We start from the raw sequence: 16,700 nt of genomic DNA on the forward strand, positions 1-16,700 counted from the left end.
AGCTTAAACACAGCTATGATTAATATGGTTTGGTGATTTGCCTTTAAAAAAAACACAAGTATAACAAAAAAAATCAACTTGTTAATAAAACGTTAAGTTTTCTCCGTTATTTTAGAGCTCAGCAAAGCAATAGCCTCTATAAATTGACTATAAATCTGGTCTCAATTAATAATAAAAATTGGAGAAATTATGAGAAAAAACTCAATTTTATTAACAAGTTTGTTAATAGCAGTGGCATCCCCTTTACCTACGTTGGCTCATGATCGGGTAGCGTATCAAAATAATGGCTTATCTTTAAATGCGACCTTAGGAAGTCTATCAGGCGAAGCACATGAATATGTGTATGAGGAAAATACAGGTAAAAAAATTAGCCAGCTAGATTGGAAAATAAAAAATGCTTTAATAGCTAAAGCAGAATTAAATTACGATGTACGGTCTTGGCTTAGCATTAATGGCAAAGGGTGGACCACGCTTGCTAAAAGTAATGGGCGTATGGATGATTATGATTGGTTAAATGCCGCACAATCACAATGGTCAGATTGGTCGCATCATAACAATACCAATCTTAATTATGCAAATGGCCTTGATCTTAATTTACGAACTTGGTTCCTTCAGGATCAAAATTACAAGCTTGGGCTATTAGGTGGTTATGAAGAAAGCAAATTTAGTTTTCGAGCAAAGGGTGGATGTTATCAGTATGACAATGGCCGTCATTCTGGTTGCTTCCCAGCTGATGAGCCTGGAATAGGCTATCGCCAAACCTTTAATACGCCTTATGTTGGCCTTGCTGGGCAATATGCAATAAACAATTTTGAATTGGGGTTGTTAGTTAAACTGAGTAATTGGGTCAAAGCTAAGGACAATGATAAACACTACTCTCGCAACCTAACCTTTAAAGAATGGGGCGATAATGCCAAGTATCATTCAGTCACATTGAATGCAGGATACCACTTTACTAAAAATACAAAGCTCTTTGCTGAAGCCTCCTACTCACATTATGGTAATGTCAAAGCGGACACCGAAATTACTAACGGTTATACCGGAAGACGGTCATATTTTTCTAAGGCAGCTGGCTTAGACAATAACAATTATGCTGTCGCATTGGGCCTGCAATATACGTTTAATTAATTTTTTTCTAGTCGCCGCACTATCGACATGGAAGTATAAGATTGAGGCTTCTTAAGTTATTTTGCCATGAATAATAAGAAGTGCGGCATTTTTAAAACCATTAGAAATAAAGAGATTACTTCTTATTTAATTGATCAGACAACAAATTCTCCATTTGGTCTTTTTCCAGTGGAACACTTAAATAATAGCCCTGGACTTTTTCACAATGTTTTTTTTGTAAAAAATGCATTTGTTTTTCTGTTTCTACACCTTCCGCAACCACATCAAAGCCTAGTGTTTCTCCCATTGAAATAATGGCTTCAATAATCAATTCATCTCGCTCGTCTTTACTAATATTATCAATAAATGATTTATCAATTTTAAGCTGATCAATTTCAATTTGTCTTAAATAATTGATACTTGAATAGCCGGCACCAAAGTCATCTAGCGTAATTTTAACCCCTAATTTTTTTAAATCCAAAAGCACACTTTTTGATTGAACTATATTAATAAATACATTTTCAGTAATTTCAATTTCAAGATAGCGGGCTTCGAGTTGAGTTTCTGCTAAAATTTGTTTGATTATCTGAACTAATTCAGGTTGTTTAAGCTGTTTTGTACCCATATTTACAGCAATCACTACCTTAGGATAACCCTGGTCTTGCCAAGCTTTATTTTGCCTACAAGCAGTTCTTAATATCCATTCACCTAGAGGAATAATAAATCCTAACTCTTCTGCTAAAGGAATAAAATCTATGGGCAGAAGTATCCCTTTAGTTGGATGATTCCAGCGTACCAATGCTTCAATAGAATTTAGTGTCCCCGTATGCACATCATAAAGAGGTTGATAACTTAAATAAAATTCTTCATTTTTTAATGCGGCGTAAAAGTCATGTTGTAACTGAATATTAACCTGATAATTAGTTAATTCTTTGTTATAAAAGATAAAACGATTTCCACCAATTTCTTTAGCATTATACATCGCAGTGTCAGCATTACTTAATAGCTTCTCAGGTGTGTCTCCGTCCATAGGATAAACGGCAATACCTATACTGGTATTAATAAAAAGCTCATGGCCATTAATAGTAAATGGCGTATGAAAACTTTCTATTATTTTTTGCACAAATAGCTTGATATTATCAATTTGATCAAAAGCTGAGGTAACAATTACAAATTCATCCCCGCCCATACGTGCTAGCGTGTCTGTTTTTCGCATAATAAGTTGTAAACGATCTGCGACATTTCTTAATACTTCATCACCTATTGCATGCCCTAAGCTGTCGTTAATTAACTTAAAACGGTTAAGATCTAAAAACAGTAAACCAAAAAGCATGTTGGCACGTTTCGCTTGCTCAATAGCATGCCCAATGCGATCAAACAAGAGAACACGATTAGCTAGATTAGTTAAGGGGTCATGGGTAGCCTGGTATTGTATTTTTTCCTCCATCAGTGCTCGCTGCGTAATGTCGCGAAAGCTCCAAATATGGCCGATGGTATCTTGATCTAATTTATAGGATTGCCTATGCGCTTCAACAACTTTATTATCAATGGTTGCTAGTTTTTCAGTTCTTATCACATTGGTTTGGGGATCTTTAAAAAACTCAGAGAATAATTCAGGTTTTCTTAATTTTTTAGAAATAAAGCTTAAAACCGTAGCTGCGTTATCTTCTACAAAAAGATTGACTGGAATATCCCAAAAATGAATTAATTTTTTATTATAATCAATAATTCTATTTGAATTATCAATGACTAAGATTGCATCTGGCGATGATTCAAGTGTACCCCGAGTAACTAACAGCGAGTTTTGCAGTGACTTCGTTCGTTCGGTAATGCGCTCTTCTAAAAACTCCATTTGTTCGCGAGTTTGTTTAGCAAGCTGCCATTTTTTGGTAAAAGCATAGGCTACCTGACGTATAGTAACAGCATCAAAGGGCTTCTTTAAGATAAGTAAATTGTCTTTTCCCCCAAGCTGAGCCACCGTTTCTTCCCAAGTATAATCAGAGTAAGCTGTACAAATAACAATTTGAATATTGGGATCAACTTTCCAAATTTGCTTAATCGTCTCTGTCCCATCCCAGCCAGGAGGCATTCTAATGTCTACGAAGGCTAAGGCATAAGGCTCTCCCTTATTTAGCCCTTTTTTAATTTCTTCAAGGCCTTCTTGGCCTTGCGAGGCAGTAGCAATATGAAAATTTGGTAATAATAGCCTCTTCTCTTCTTGACTAGGTCCAAAAATTTCTAACTCTAGCTTACTAAGCTCATCCTCTTGATCAAGGTTTTTTGCCTTTAAAATTTTAATAAAGGCCTGATGAATTTCTGGATTATCATCAATGATTAATATACGTAAGTCTAAGTTTTCACTCATTTTTATTCCTTTGCTATCGAATAATAACTTCTCTAGCGAGTATTAGAGCTATTGGCCATCTTAACTTACCTTAAGTTTAGTTAATTTTTTTATTAATGTTAAAAAGTGAACAATTAGGAATAAGCCTTAGGTTAAGACTATACCTATACGGTACTAGTTAATTTTTAAATTTAGTTATTTCTAAAATCGCTGTTATAGTTAATTAAAGGGACAATATTAATGTATAAGGATGAAGAAATTTCCTTTAAACATCTATAATTTAAGGCCTAAAATTGGCCTAATATTAGGATTAATTTTGCTGTTTTTAGGAACGGCATGTTATTTCATTTCCCGGCAAGTGCTATTACAGAGCGTTCTACAAATAGAAAGAGCGTCAATTGATAAAAATATTGATCGAGTAAGAAGTATTTTTCAAAATGAAATTTTACGCCTTAAGGTCACTGCCTTAGATTGGGGCAATTGGGATGATACTTATAATTTTGCATTAACTAAAAATTCAAGATACATTCAATCGAATCTGCTGGACGATACCTTTGAGAATAATAAATGGGCTGCTTTTATTATAGTAAATAACCAAATAAGGGTTGTTTATAGTAAAGCTGTTGATGAGCAATATAAAGCGGCAAAGCCCTTCTCTACAACCGAGTTACAGCGTTATTTTTACCCTGGAAGCATTTTATTTAACCAAAAAAAATACACAGATACGAAAGGTGGTTATGCTTTGTTTAATAATCAGCTGCAATTTGTCGCTGTATCAACCATTAAGCCCAGCGATCATAGTGGGTTAGGTATTGGTTATTTAATATTAATGCGCTCGTTAACAGGAAGTTATCTGAAAGATTTTTCAGATAGTTTAAAGCTACCTTTGACAATAAATTATCTAAATTATAACTCATCCTTACCTGCTGATTTATTAGAAAGAAATGAAAGTGTTATTATCAATAAGGAAATTCGTGTCTCACTCTTATTAAGAGATATAGAGCAAAAACCTATCGCTGTTATTAAATTTATTATGCAGCGTGATATTTATCAATATAGCTTAGAATCCATTAACTTTTTTCTGCTCCTTTTATTCATTATAAGTATCATTGTATTAAGTACCTTAGGATTAATCATTTATACAATTATTATTAAGCGTATTGAAGAATTTAATAAACAAATTACGACCATTTCAGAGCTTAAAAATTACTCCCAGCGAATCAATATTTCTGGGCATGATGAATTAAATTCAATGAGCAATCAAGTAAATGCCTTATTAAAAGTCATTGAAGCGTCTCATCATGCGTTAGAAGAAAGGATCTTAACGATTGGTAAAATTAATAAAGAATTGCAAAAATTAGAAGCAGAAAATAGGCATATCATTGCGAATGCACCAGAACCTATTATTATCACAGATAGTCAATCAACTATTAAGCTAATTAATAATGCTGCAGAACTTACCTTTCATTGTTCTTTAGATGATATGCGTAATCAAAAAATTGATGATGTTTTACAGTTAAAAATCATTGATAAACATGGTAAAGAAAAATTAGGAAAAATGTCTGAATCATTTTTTGAAGAAGCTAAGGAATTGATCGTTAGTTATAAAGATAAGTCCATGCCAATTGAATTAAAAGCTAGCCGTCATGATAAGAATACAATCTACATATTACGAGATATCACCGAGCGAAAAAAGCATGAGCAAGAGTTAATGAATTTAAATCAAAAATTAGTCATGCTGTCGCGCGAAGCAGGGAGAGCAGAAGTCTCTACCATGCTTTTGCATAATATTGGCAATATGCTTAATACTATTTTAGTGACCTTGACCCTATTACAAGATGAATTAAGTAAATCTAAGCTTAATAATTTAGAAAAAATAGGCGCACTTTTACAAGAACATGAGCATGATTTACCCTCATTTCTGACCGAAGATCAAAAGGGTAAAAAACTTCCTATTTATATTGTAGGATTGGCTAATCTTTGGCCTACCGAACGTGTTAAAATAATTGAGCAATTACGGACTATGAATATTAGTATTGATGAAATTATTTTAGTCATTAAGCACTCTCAACATAACGCAGTTTCTATTGTTGAAGTTATTAATATTGCAGAACTGATTGACGAAGTAATAAAAAACCATACCAATGAACTACAAAAATTTAATATAACCATTAAGAGAAATTTTTCCAAAGTTCCCTTAGCCTATCAAGATCGGTTTAAAATCTTGAGCATCTTGCATAATTTAGTAGCTAATGCCATTGAAGCGCTAACCCAAAGAGAGCAGGCGTTACGCTTCATTGAATTTAAAATTGAAAGCAAAGACAATCAAGTGCTTATTAAAGTCATTGATAATGGCATTGGCATTGATCCTAAAAACCTTATTTCTATTTTTCTATTTCGATTTACTACTAAACCTGATGGAAAGGGAATGGGTCTACATAGTAGCTCCATTTTAGCGCAAGAAATTGGTGCTACTTTGACTGCTTACAGCGCTGGCATAGGCCAGGGTACTACGTTGACTTTAACGTTGCCAATTAAGATACCAGAAAGGGCGCATAGGAGTAAAATATAAATAATATCGCTAACTTAAATTACTTAAAAAGAGCTTGACAAAGTTAGCCTAACGTTTTTATGCTCCTGTCGCCTAAGGAATTTTTACTGGATTGTAAGCAGTGATATGGAAATTAGTTGGTTTTTGTTGGATAACTTTTGTTCTTTGTAGTGGTTCTTCTCTATGCTTAGGCGCTTCAAACGATGACGCTGAGAAAATGGTGCATCCTTCGACTAAAGCACCCATTGTAAATCCTAAAAATGACAAAAAAGAAGAACAAGGCCCAGTTGAATTTATCGTTAGTAAAGCTAGTGGAAGTGCAGCTTTATTATCTAATTATGTGTTTCGAGGCATTACCCAAACTGAAAGTTTACCTGCTATCCAGGTTGAGTTTACCTACACTTTTCCTATTGGCCTTTATTTAACTGTCTGGGGTTCAAATGCAAAATTTGCTGAGACTGATATTAATATGGAAATTGATCCATTTATCGGTTTTTATCAAGAAGTGAATGACGATTTTAATTATGACATTAGTTACTATAAAAGCTTCTATCCCTCAGCAAGCGAATTTAATTATACGGAATGGATTGCAGTCATTAATTATAAGTTTTTACAGACCAATTTAGGTTTTTCAAATAATGTCTATAATGTTCATAAGATAGGTTATTATTACAACGGCGGCATTAATTATACTATTCCTTCACGGTTTTTATTTGATTTTGAGGGTATCACGTTACTCGCTTTAATAGGCCATTATCATTTACCAAAAATCGCTGATTTAAGTTATAACGATTATACGCTTGGGCTTAGTAAAAATTTTAAAAATTATAATATTTCTTTTCAGTGGACCACTACCAATCACACCGAATATTATGGTCATTATGGCGGAAGCCATTTTGCTGCAAGTCTTATTGGTACATTTTAGTAACTAGTTACCTCTGCCAAGCGCTTTTTTAGCTTGACTATTGTGAAATAAATATGAGTTAGGTAAGATAAATTTCATTTTATAAAACTAGAATGAAAATGAATTTAGATTATTCATACAATAAAGTGGATGACTTAAATCTAGACGTTGTTAAAACAAAATTAGCAATGACTAACCAAGATGGCGGTTATGAGTGGCCAGAAGATGCAATAAACATGGCCATTGATGCCTACCGAGCTTTCTTAAAACAGGCATTAAAAAATCGTTTCAATAATATTGATTGTATTCTGCAGCCAGAGCCTCTAGCGGATATTGTCTGGCATACTCATATTTTATTTACGCAAAAGTATCATCAAGATTGTAATGTTATATTTGGAGAATACCTGCATCACCAACCTAAGATAATATAATTAACCAAGGAACACAATGGAAAATTTATTAAAAAAATATTATTTTTTAAATAGCTATGCGGCTGTTCAGGCGTTACAAAATAAGAACGTCAAAAATTGTTTTGTTCCAGAAAATAAAAAGTAATAGTTCAGGGAAAATGAATTAAAACGTGTCTGCAATTGTAGCCAAAGTATAATGGGCAGACACGCCCTAATGCCTAAGGGTTGATCAGGCCTTAGATTAAATTTATTCTTTGCAGTAGCCTAAGGTAGCAGGTGTCGTCTTAGCTAGAAATATATCTTTATAAGCTATTAGCTAAACTTTCCATTTTAGACTTAAATCCACAATATTAGCGTCAATATTAATGCGTCCACGAACAGGCCCATTACTGCCCCTTGTATTAATAGGCGGGTTAGTAAAGCCATAGCCATATAATAATTGAGCGCTCCAGTTTTTCTTAAATGCATATTCTATCCCAGTAAGGATAAGCCGATTGGAATAGGTAGGTAAGCCTACAGGTCTAAAGGCAATTGACTGCGGGCTGCTTTCGTACTGAAAGCCACCTCTAAATTGCCACTTATCATTTAATGTATAGTTAGCAAAGGCCGCGGCAGACCAAGAATTATTATAATTAGCTGGAAAAATAAGCGTTCTTGATGTCGCTAGATTTTTCATGAAAATTTCTTTGTAAGGCTTCCATTCAAGAAATCTGACTATCCCACTTAAGGCCCACTTAGGCGGGAAAATTTGAATTAAGTTTAACGTATAGGTCGCAGGTAAGATTAAATTACTGGAAAAATCAGCACTAAAAAAAGGCCCCCAGGCGCTAGTGCCCGGCGTAATATGATTTATTTTTGAGTAATAACTGGCATTTAAAATGGTAACTTTACTGAGTGCATAGGATATGCCTGCATTCCAACCATAGGCCCAGTTACTTGCCTTATTGGCTACTTGGCCATAAGGCGGAGCAGAAAATGATAATTCCGCGTCATAAAGATAATTTGCATTAAAACCAACTCCTACCGCCAGTCCCTTTTTTATTTCATAACTAATTTTAGGGCTAAAATCGGTATCAAGTATTACCGTATTCGTGACTAAGTTATTGACCACGGAATTCAAAGGGTAACGAATATCAGCATACATGGGGCGTGTAATATCAAAACTTGCAACCCACTGCTCATTTAAGCGCAAAGCGCCACGGCCATAGGGCAGATAATCGGTCTCTTTGCTGTTAGCGGTGCCTGCGCGGTCCCCATTCGTTCCTGAGAAATGGAATTTAACAGTAGGAATGAGTACGCCGCCTATGATCTCTGCTTTTTGTACTAAGTTTAAGGTTGCAGGATTTTCATAAGCTAAATAAGGAAATATTTGATAGGCCGCTGCATTTAAAGCGAGAGGGAAAGCGATTAAACCTATTCCATTTAAGGTTAGTAAAGCTTTTCGATTCATAAATTTAAGTCCCTTTTAAAAGTTAAAAGTAACATAAATTTTTTATTAAGAAAATATAAGAAAAGGTTTCAGTAAATTTTAGCAACGTTTATTAAAATCACCTTTTGCTATTATCCTACCGTATTGTATTATTTGCGTGCTAATGCCTGAGTACGTTATGAACTAATTATTAATTCATATTAAGCGCTAATTGCTCTTCTTCTGGTTCTTCTTGGGTAGGCCAGACGCGTTTAAAAAAATTAATTGTATATTGGCGGCCATCTAGGGAATTAGCATCTGCGCAAGATTGATAAGTTGGTACTAGCAGGCGCGGATGAACAGTATGCCCGTTGGCGTTAGAGGCATTATCATGAAGATTTTCTGACACGTAAAACTTGTGATGTTTAAGGTTTTCAAGCCATTCCTCTTCTTCGGGCGATATTTCCTCCCCACATTTTTGTTTAGCCATGATGGCTTGTCTTTTTTCTTTAACTAATGAATAAAGTGAGGCTTGTTCATAAGGTACCATTTTATCATCAGCAAAATGATTACCTTCATTGTCTTTCTTAGAGCGTACTACAATAAAGTCTCTATCGTGAGGAGGAACCGCTAAAAACTGTTTATCAACATTCAATGACCAGCCGCTAGAAATAATAATAGGATTAAGAATGCATTGTACCATTGCGAATCTTACCCACTTTAACCACGTCAGTGGGTTTAATGGGTGATCAGTCTTAGTAGGGCGGCTGCGACCACTAATGATAGATGTTAGCGAGCGGAATGAGCGTGCCGGGTATAATTTAACCGGGTCGCCTTCTTGATGTAATTTTCCAGCAGTATGTGCTGCTACATTCCCACCTAAACATTCGCCCATAACTGCTATATTTTTAGGCTGTGCGCCTAGTTGCAGTAAACGTTGTACTTGCGCATACGCATCATCATAAAGATCGTTTTCGCTTTTTACTATGCCTTTACTTAAGCCAATGCCGCGATAATTAAAGGCAATAATGGTAACATCCAATTGTTTAGCATAGATTTGATAGTGTTTAATCCAATCAACAAAATTATTACTTCGTGGCATGGCTGCAACAATGAAGTGGCGATTGGTTATATCCTGATGAATTGCGTGTTGGCTGCGGACTTCTACTGAATCAAGCACCGCATTATCAGGTGTTTGTAACTTATAAAAATAAATATGATTTCTGTTTTGGCGAAAATCATAGCCTATACGGTCTTCTAATTTTTGATAAAGATGCTCTTGCTGTGCCTCACTAAGTTGCTCAAGCCCACGAAAGTGTATTTGCTCAGGTTTAAATGTTTTACCCTCTCCCTGAACTTTCAATTCAACATAATTTACCAACTTATCAAGGTAGTGATCGATATACTGTTCGGCTTTAAATTTAGGAAAGAAATGAGTAATCCAGCTTAATAGCCAAAAGATAATTTTTATTGTTGTTGTATGATTGACTAAATAATTTTTCCAATTTAACAATTCTCTAAGAAGAATATTTTTCTTTGGTAAAACATTAATAACATTCATCTCATCTAAAGGCGTGAACAAGGGGTCAGGGCGTTTAGGGTTTTGCAGGAGCAGTGAATCATTTTTTTCTTCTTTGCGAAAAAGCGGATTAATCACTAAATTACTAAGCAGGCGGCCCATAATGAGCTGATACAACGTATAAGGCAGTTTAAGCACGTCCAAAGCAAATTGGCCAAGCTGTTTTATGAATGTTTTTTTAGGTTTAACTAAACGATAAAAACCACCATACTTGCTTTCTGATTGCTGCAGCGTTAATTTTGGACTTTTCATAAGAAAAATATGTTATAAAAATGTGCAGGTTATATCATTCGTTGACCGGACGCAAGGATTAGATTATTAATTAAGAAAACGCATGGCCAAAAATGAAATAAATTAAAGAAAAACAAATAATCGCGGTTTGACCGCAGCATGCAATGATGCGCAAATGAGTATGGATACCGTGGTCAAGCCACGGTATTTCGACTAATGTAAGTAATGTAGCCTGGGTGCAGGTCCGTAGGACCGAAACCCGGGTTTCACTTTGTTCACCCAAGCTACTTATTACTTGCTAAGCCTCGCAATATGAATAACGCCGAATATTGTCATTCTCGTGTAGGCGGGAATCTAGCTTGGTAATGGCATGATGCTAATATCAGGCATGGATCTCCGCCTACGCGGAGATGACAATAAACGTAGATACTACCCGTAGAAATAACTAGCCTTTTAATGAAATATTGCTTGATTTAAAGACAGTATCTACTTAGGGCAAAAGAGTATGAATACTAAATCAAGCCTTCGTATGTCGCAGTGCAGGCAGTAATAAAAAAATAACAAACGCTGCCAAATAAACAAATGCTGCTGAGTAAAGGGTAAAGGAATAGCCAAATTGCATGGAACTGGCCATCGCAATAATGGAACCTAACACTGAAGCCCCACCATTTAATGCCCAATACCAAGGAATTGCTGTCACCATGTCACTTGTCTGTTGTTTTATTATTTTAAGCCCAGTTGGTAGCGCCAACCCCATGCACGTGGCAAGAGGCAGTAATATACCAGTAAATAATAATAATTTAACGCCCCAAGCTAAACTAAAGGTAACTTGCATTAACTGATGAAAATAAACTGGAAGAAATAAAGTGATACTAAAAATAACCAATAAAACGATTTGTAGCATCTTACGCAGTTGACTCGGTTTTAGTTGGTTAGCAAGAATGCATCCAATACCACCAAAAAACAACAGGCAAAATAAAGCCACCGATAACCCATACGTGGTGCCCTCTAAATACAGTGCCCCTAATTGAATTACGGGTATTTCAATCAACATAAAACCAAGGCCGAGTAGGGTGAAGTAAAGTCCCCAACATAAGGATAATTTGCCAATTTTTTTGCTAAAAATTAAAGGAAAAATAAAGAAAAATAAGACAAGAAAAGCAGAAATAATAAATAGAAAATAAAAGATAGGAAGGCTATAAAAATTAAATACCTGACCAGATAACTTGGTTTTAAATAAATCAAACATATGGTTGGTATAAAGCATTTGAAAGAAAAACGGTCGATCATCGGTTGTTGGGCGAACATCATAATAGTAACTATTTAAAAAAGCGCTAAGATCGTTTGTTGTCAATGCATTTTGAAACAATGTCTCATTACCAATATGAGAGGGCATATAGACAATATCAAACGCTAATTTTTGCGCAAGACTCGTAATTTGTGCTAACTCATTTGGTAAAAAAGGCGTGCGTTTTATCAGTGTTGTAGCAATCGCTGCATTTTCAATAGGCTTACTTTTTAAAATAACGATGTGTTTATCTGGCTCATGAATGCCTAGCGCTTCAAGCGCCACACGCGCAAGAATCGCTATTTTTAAGGTTTCATTCTCAGGCTTAAAGTAAAAACGGGTGATACTAAGTAAGCCAGACGGATTTAAATGGTTTAAATAGACTGCAAAAGCTTCTTTGGTGTATAGGCTGTTTTCACTCATAGCAAAGGCGCCTGACACAGTGGCAGCCCAACTATCGATTAACGGAATTTGAATAATGTCATACTGTTTATTACTCTTTTCAAGAAAGCTTCGACCCTCAGCTACAGCGATAGTTACTTTAGGATGACTGTAAATATGTCCAGCAAAATCCGCAAAGATATTTTTAACCAGGTTAATAATGACCGGATGAATATCAACACCGGTTATTGCTTTGCTATTAAACAAGAGCGCAGTCAATACGTCGCGGCCACCGCCAACGCCTAAAATAAATACCCTCGCATTCTTGCGTAAATAATAAGGAAAGGCGGTAATATCATATTTTAAATAATCAACTTTATTATAATCGCCATCAAACGGTACAATAGGCGAACCCGCATGCGCATCTTGTTCTATCCAGAGCTGTTTATAATACCCTTGTGTTTTATAAGTGCTACTTATTCCCCAAGTGAAAGGTTCACCGACTTTCGTATTGCGGGCTAATATTTTGGGCAAAACGGTAATACGCGATAAAGGTGACCATTTTTCATAAATGGGCTTCCATATTAATTCGGAATAGATTTTTGCCTTAGTCACTTTAAAAACAGAATTAGCAAAAGGAATAAATAATATTAAGCCTATTAGGAGTAACCAGGCATACAAATGAATTTTAGGAAAATCAAATAAAATAGCGGCTAACATACAAAGTAAGCTCGCAATTAATATCACTTGTGGCGCTGACAGATAAGTAATTAATACAATACAGGCAATGCAACCGACCGCGGCCCCTAACAGATCAGCCCCATAAATTGCATAAGAGTGTTCAGGTTTATTTAAAAAAAGAATCGAAACAATCATACCGCATAAAACAAAGGGCGCAGTACAGGTAGTGTATAACATCAAAAAATACAGGAGCTGCTGGGCATTGAATAGGGAGGGGAGCTCATAAGAAATCACATTAAACAGATTAACAATGATGCTTATAGCAAGCAGCAAACTTAAGAGGTGTAATTTTTTTCTTACCTGTAATTGAAATTGGTCTGTTAGAAGATAAACAACTAATCCTCCAAAACCAAGCCCAAACATAGCCAATGAAACAACAAAAAAAGAAAAATGATACCAAAGGATGACTGAGAAGATTTTAGTTAAAGTAATTTCAATTAATAAAATAGCAAGGCTGATTAGAAATAATCCACCGTAAATTGCAGTGTCTTTTTTAACTAAAATATGTTGTAGGTATTTTTGTTGCAAGCTTATCTCTTTCTATAACCATTAATTTTGAATTTGATTGTTTAATTAAACTGATAAATACTTACAGATTTAATATAAATCAGAGGGTTAATATTTTTGCATAATTACCTTAGCCTTTTCCAGTAAAGCTTTGTCTTTAGCGAGTAAAGTTTTTTGGCGCTTGATTTACATAGTCGATTGATAACGAGAGGTAGGCTCCTCACTGCCATATTTAGGTAATGGATTAAATTCTACAGCTGCTTTATTTAAAAAACAGACATCAGCCTTCACTTTGTCTTTAAAACTAGAAGAAATAGAATTCGTTTTACCGTTTAAATAATTAAGCGTTTCAATGTCATCCCAGCCTTTGACGCGTTGCAGAAAATCTTTAGGTTGAGTCAATTTAACGAAAATTTGCCTGTCTGGATCAACAAGATGAGCGCCGTCATCGTCTTTATAAATAAGATAGGCATGGTCTATGTCATCGCATTCTAAACTAACAAGCAGCAGTTCACCTTCTTTTAATTCCTTTATTTTTTCAAATAATTCGCCAGAATCTTTAGATGTTATATAATCACTGTTATGGTTATCATGGACTTGGTTGGTAGGATCTGTCGCGTTTGGCTCAACATTAGGAATTTCGGTAGGCTCAACCCCTTCTAACAAAACGCGAGCCCCTTCTATAGCGCTCCATTGACAATTTCCTTTATTCTTAGGTACACCATTTTCATCAACGGGATTAATCTTTTTAAGCTTGTTAATTAACTCCTGTTTCATAACAACCTCACTTTTAAACGCTATTTATATTTAAAAGTATAGACTGCTTTGTTTTTTGTCTTGATGGGCTGTATTAACTCAATATGGTTTTATGTTTTTGTGGGATATTTTGATTAAAGCAATTAACAAAATCTTTGTTAAAGAAAAAGGCTCGTATCTTTAATACGAACCTTTAATTTAATATTGCTTTATGCTGTTAAGGCTTTAGCTCTTAACTATTGCTACTGCTACCATAACTTCTAGAATAGTCTGGATTACTTTCTTCATCCGAACGGTCATCACTATAGCTTGTAGATTCACCATAATCATACTGCGTATTAGGCCTGCTAGGAATAGAACGTGGAGCCGATTTATCATAGGGTTCCAGCCTTCGAGTAGGAGCAGAGCCTACTACTCCTTTAACTTCTGTAGCCGCTTGGTTTAGGGTAGGAGCTGGATAACTGCTGGCATGTGTAACTCCAAGTTTTCCAACTAATAGGGCTGGAGATTCAGGTTTAGACTGAATAAGAATTGGATTAGTACCGACTCCAGCCTCTGCACCTACTTTGTTTGTAGAATCAGGTCTGGGGCCCTTATGTCCATCAGCTGGATCTTCGTATATTTCATTATTTACGGGCCTAATTACAGCCGGTGCGTCTGCTTTTCTATTAGCTCGCCAAGTTTTAAACAACTGTACTCCAACCGCAATACTGGCGGCAGCAAGCGGAATAGCCGCACCAATTGCAGCACCAATAGCAGTACCAGGCCCTGGAAAGAAAGCCGTACCTATGGCTGCACCTATTCCTGCACCTATGCCGGCTGTACCTATTCCAATGAGCCCTGTTCCGATAAGAGGGCGTTTGGTTACTGCATTATAAATACCTGTACCCGTGCAGCCAATTGAAGCACCAATGCCTGCACCAATGGCAGCACCAATGCCTGTGCCGATGCCAGGAAATGCAACTGTACCTAAGAGGGCACCAACACCTGCGCCTAAGCCTGCACTACCTGCTGTGGTTAAGGCGGTGCCTGTAATACGATGCTTTTGCCATAAATGATATAGACCCAGGCCAGTAAAACTCACTGCTGCGCCAACGCCTGCACCAATAGCAGCGCCAATGCCTGTACCGATACCAGGAAACACAAGTGTACCTAAGAGGGCGCCTACAGCAGCACCTACTCCTATGCCACCTGCAGTAGTTAAAGTTGTACCTCTGGCAGGATTTTTCTTAAACAGTTCGACTAGACCTACGACCGATAAGCCTAATGCCGCACCTCCGCCACCAACAATAGCTCCCCCAAGTACAGCGCCAATAGCGGTACCAACAACAGGAAATATCAGGCTACCAACACCTGCGCCAATAGCTGCGCCTCCTACACCCAAGAGGATCGGAGTAGCTATTTCTACTATCTTAGTTCTAGTTTGCGCTGCTCTTTCGGCTCTTTTATTTATTGCAAAATCTATAAGCTCAGAAAAAGATACCCTTTTTTCTATATTGGCTTTTTCTAAATCTTCATTTTCTGCTTGTTCTAATTTTTTCAAATCCCCTACAACACTGTTAAAAGTAATTTCATCCAAATCCATTAAATGGGCAGGAAGTGTTCTAATTAATACTTCACTTTTATAGTCACCTACATCCACTTGTGGAGGAGGTACTAGGTCATACATTTCTTTTGTAAAGAGATTAAAGGATAAATAAGGATTTTTAGGCACATCATCATTGTCAATATGACTAATCTCTCCACTAATAGCATCAACATCATCAATATGAGTAATCTCTTTACTAATAGCAGCTAACTCATCATTTCGTCCTGCGCTTTTTGCTGCTTCTTTAAGGTGTACAGCGGCCGATGCTGACGCACTAAATATAGCCGTACCAAGTGCTCTTTCTCCCATCAGTCCATAATAAACAAAACATTTATCCATAAAATCAAGTGCTGCTATGTCATCTCGATTAAGATCAGTTTGACATAATTCATAGATAAGCGCCTGCTGCATTATATCGCTACTAAGCTCTCTACCTTTTATAATCTTAGCAGGTAGAGCTATATATTTAGCGAGCGTAAAACTATAGAAGTTAATAGCTTGATAATATTCTCCCTTCCTAAGATAATCTACGAATGTTTGAGCATTAATTTGAGGAGCTTCTATTTCAAATGGCTGTTTCATATCATTACCTTTAACATCTTAAGTTAATCTACATTCATTCCATTATTAACAATCTAGAAGTCATCGAATTAAACTAGAAAGAAATCTCCTGTCTCTATATCTATTATAATGGGTATACATTAAGTCAACATTATGCGATTTATTTGAGCTAATTACTGTTAGATAGATGGCTATAAATGAGTTAAAAATTAGAAAGTTATTAAATTTTTATTTCTTAAAAAACTCACTTATGAAGTAAGTAATTATTTAAAATTTGGAAAATAGATAACGATTTGCCTTAGTCAATGCGGTTATAGGCTATTTTACTGGTAATTTACCCATTT

At 35.8% G+C, this 16,700-nt stretch carries 10 protein-coding genes; 4 read left to right on the forward strand and 6 right to left on the reverse strand.

The window, feature by feature from the left end; genetic code table 11:
* Positions 1–189 precede the first annotated feature (189 nt).
* Positions 190–1,128 (forward strand): omptin family outer membrane protease, encoded by a 939-nt coding sequence (locus DYE47_RS00945; protein ID WP_115301479.1) that lies wholly within the window; start codon positions 190–192, stop codon positions 1,126–1,128.
* 115 nt (positions 1,129–1,243) lie between these two features.
* Here DYE47_RS00945 and DYE47_RS00950 read toward each other — a convergent pair whose 3' ends face one another.
* A complete protein-coding gene (locus DYE47_RS00950) occupies positions 1,244–3,472 on the reverse strand; it encodes an EAL domain-containing protein (protein WP_115301480.1) in 2,229 nt (742 codons plus the stop codon).
* Between the two features lie 229 nt (positions 3,473–3,701).
* Between DYE47_RS00950 and DYE47_RS00955 the strand changes: the two genes are divergently transcribed.
* The 3 genes from DYE47_RS00955 (at position 3,702) to DYE47_RS00965 (ending at position 7,337) form a co-directional block, all read left to right on the forward strand.
* A complete protein-coding gene (locus DYE47_RS00955; RefSeq protein WP_115301481.1) occupies positions 3,702–6,023 on the forward strand; it encodes a CHASE4 domain-containing protein in 2,322 nt (773 codons plus the stop codon).
* Positions 6,024–6,123: 100 nt separating this feature from the next.
* On the forward strand, positions 6,124–6,927 hold the full coding sequence (locus DYE47_RS00960) for a TorF family putative porin (protein WP_131750082.1): 804 nt from the start codon (positions 6,124–6,126) through the stop codon (positions 6,925–6,927).
* Positions 6,928–7,019: 92 nt separating this feature from the next.
* The gene (locus DYE47_RS00965; RefSeq protein WP_115301483.1) at positions 7,020–7,337 is read left to right on the forward strand and encodes a glycine-rich domain-containing protein; all 318 of its coding nucleotides are present in this window, start codon (positions 7,020–7,022) and stop codon (positions 7,335–7,337) included.
* Positions 7,338–7,632: 295 nt separating this feature from the next.
* Here the strand turns inward: DYE47_RS00965 and DYE47_RS00970 are convergent, their stop codons facing one another.
* The 5 genes from DYE47_RS00970 to DYE47_RS00995 form a co-directional block, all read right to left on the reverse strand.
* A complete protein-coding gene (locus tag DYE47_RS00970) occupies positions 7,633–8,766 on the reverse strand; it encodes an OmpP1/FadL family transporter (RefSeq protein ID WP_115301484.1) in 1,134 nt (377 codons plus the stop codon).
* A gap of 169 nt (positions 8,767–8,935) precedes the next feature.
* Complete coding sequence (locus DYE47_RS00975; protein WP_115301485.1) at positions 8,936–10,555, reverse strand: alpha/beta hydrolase fold domain-containing protein; 1,620 nt, start codon at positions 10,553–10,555, stop codon at positions 8,936–8,938.
* 496 nt (positions 10,556–11,051) lie between these two features.
* Positions 11,052–13,472 (reverse strand): spermine/spermidine synthase domain-containing protein, encoded by a 2,421-nt coding sequence (locus tag DYE47_RS00985; protein WP_115301486.1) that lies wholly within the window; start codon positions 13,470–13,472, stop codon positions 11,052–11,054.
* 165 nt (positions 13,473–13,637) lie between these two features.
* Positions 13,638–14,228, reverse strand: a complete 591-nt coding sequence (locus DYE47_RS00990; protein WP_115301487.1) for a hypothetical protein — start codon at positions 14,226–14,228, stop codon at positions 13,638–13,640.
* A 211-nt stretch (positions 14,229–14,439) separates the two neighbouring features.
* Complete coding sequence (locus DYE47_RS00995) at positions 14,440–16,377, reverse strand: hypothetical protein (RefSeq protein WP_115301488.1); 1,938 nt, start codon at positions 16,375–16,377, stop codon at positions 14,440–14,442.
* Positions 16,378–16,700: the final 323 nt, after the last annotated feature.

The organism is Legionella beliardensis (genome assembly GCF_900452395.1).
GTDB lineage: Bacteria > Pseudomonadota > Gammaproteobacteria > Legionellales > Legionellaceae > Legionella_C > Legionella_C beliardensis.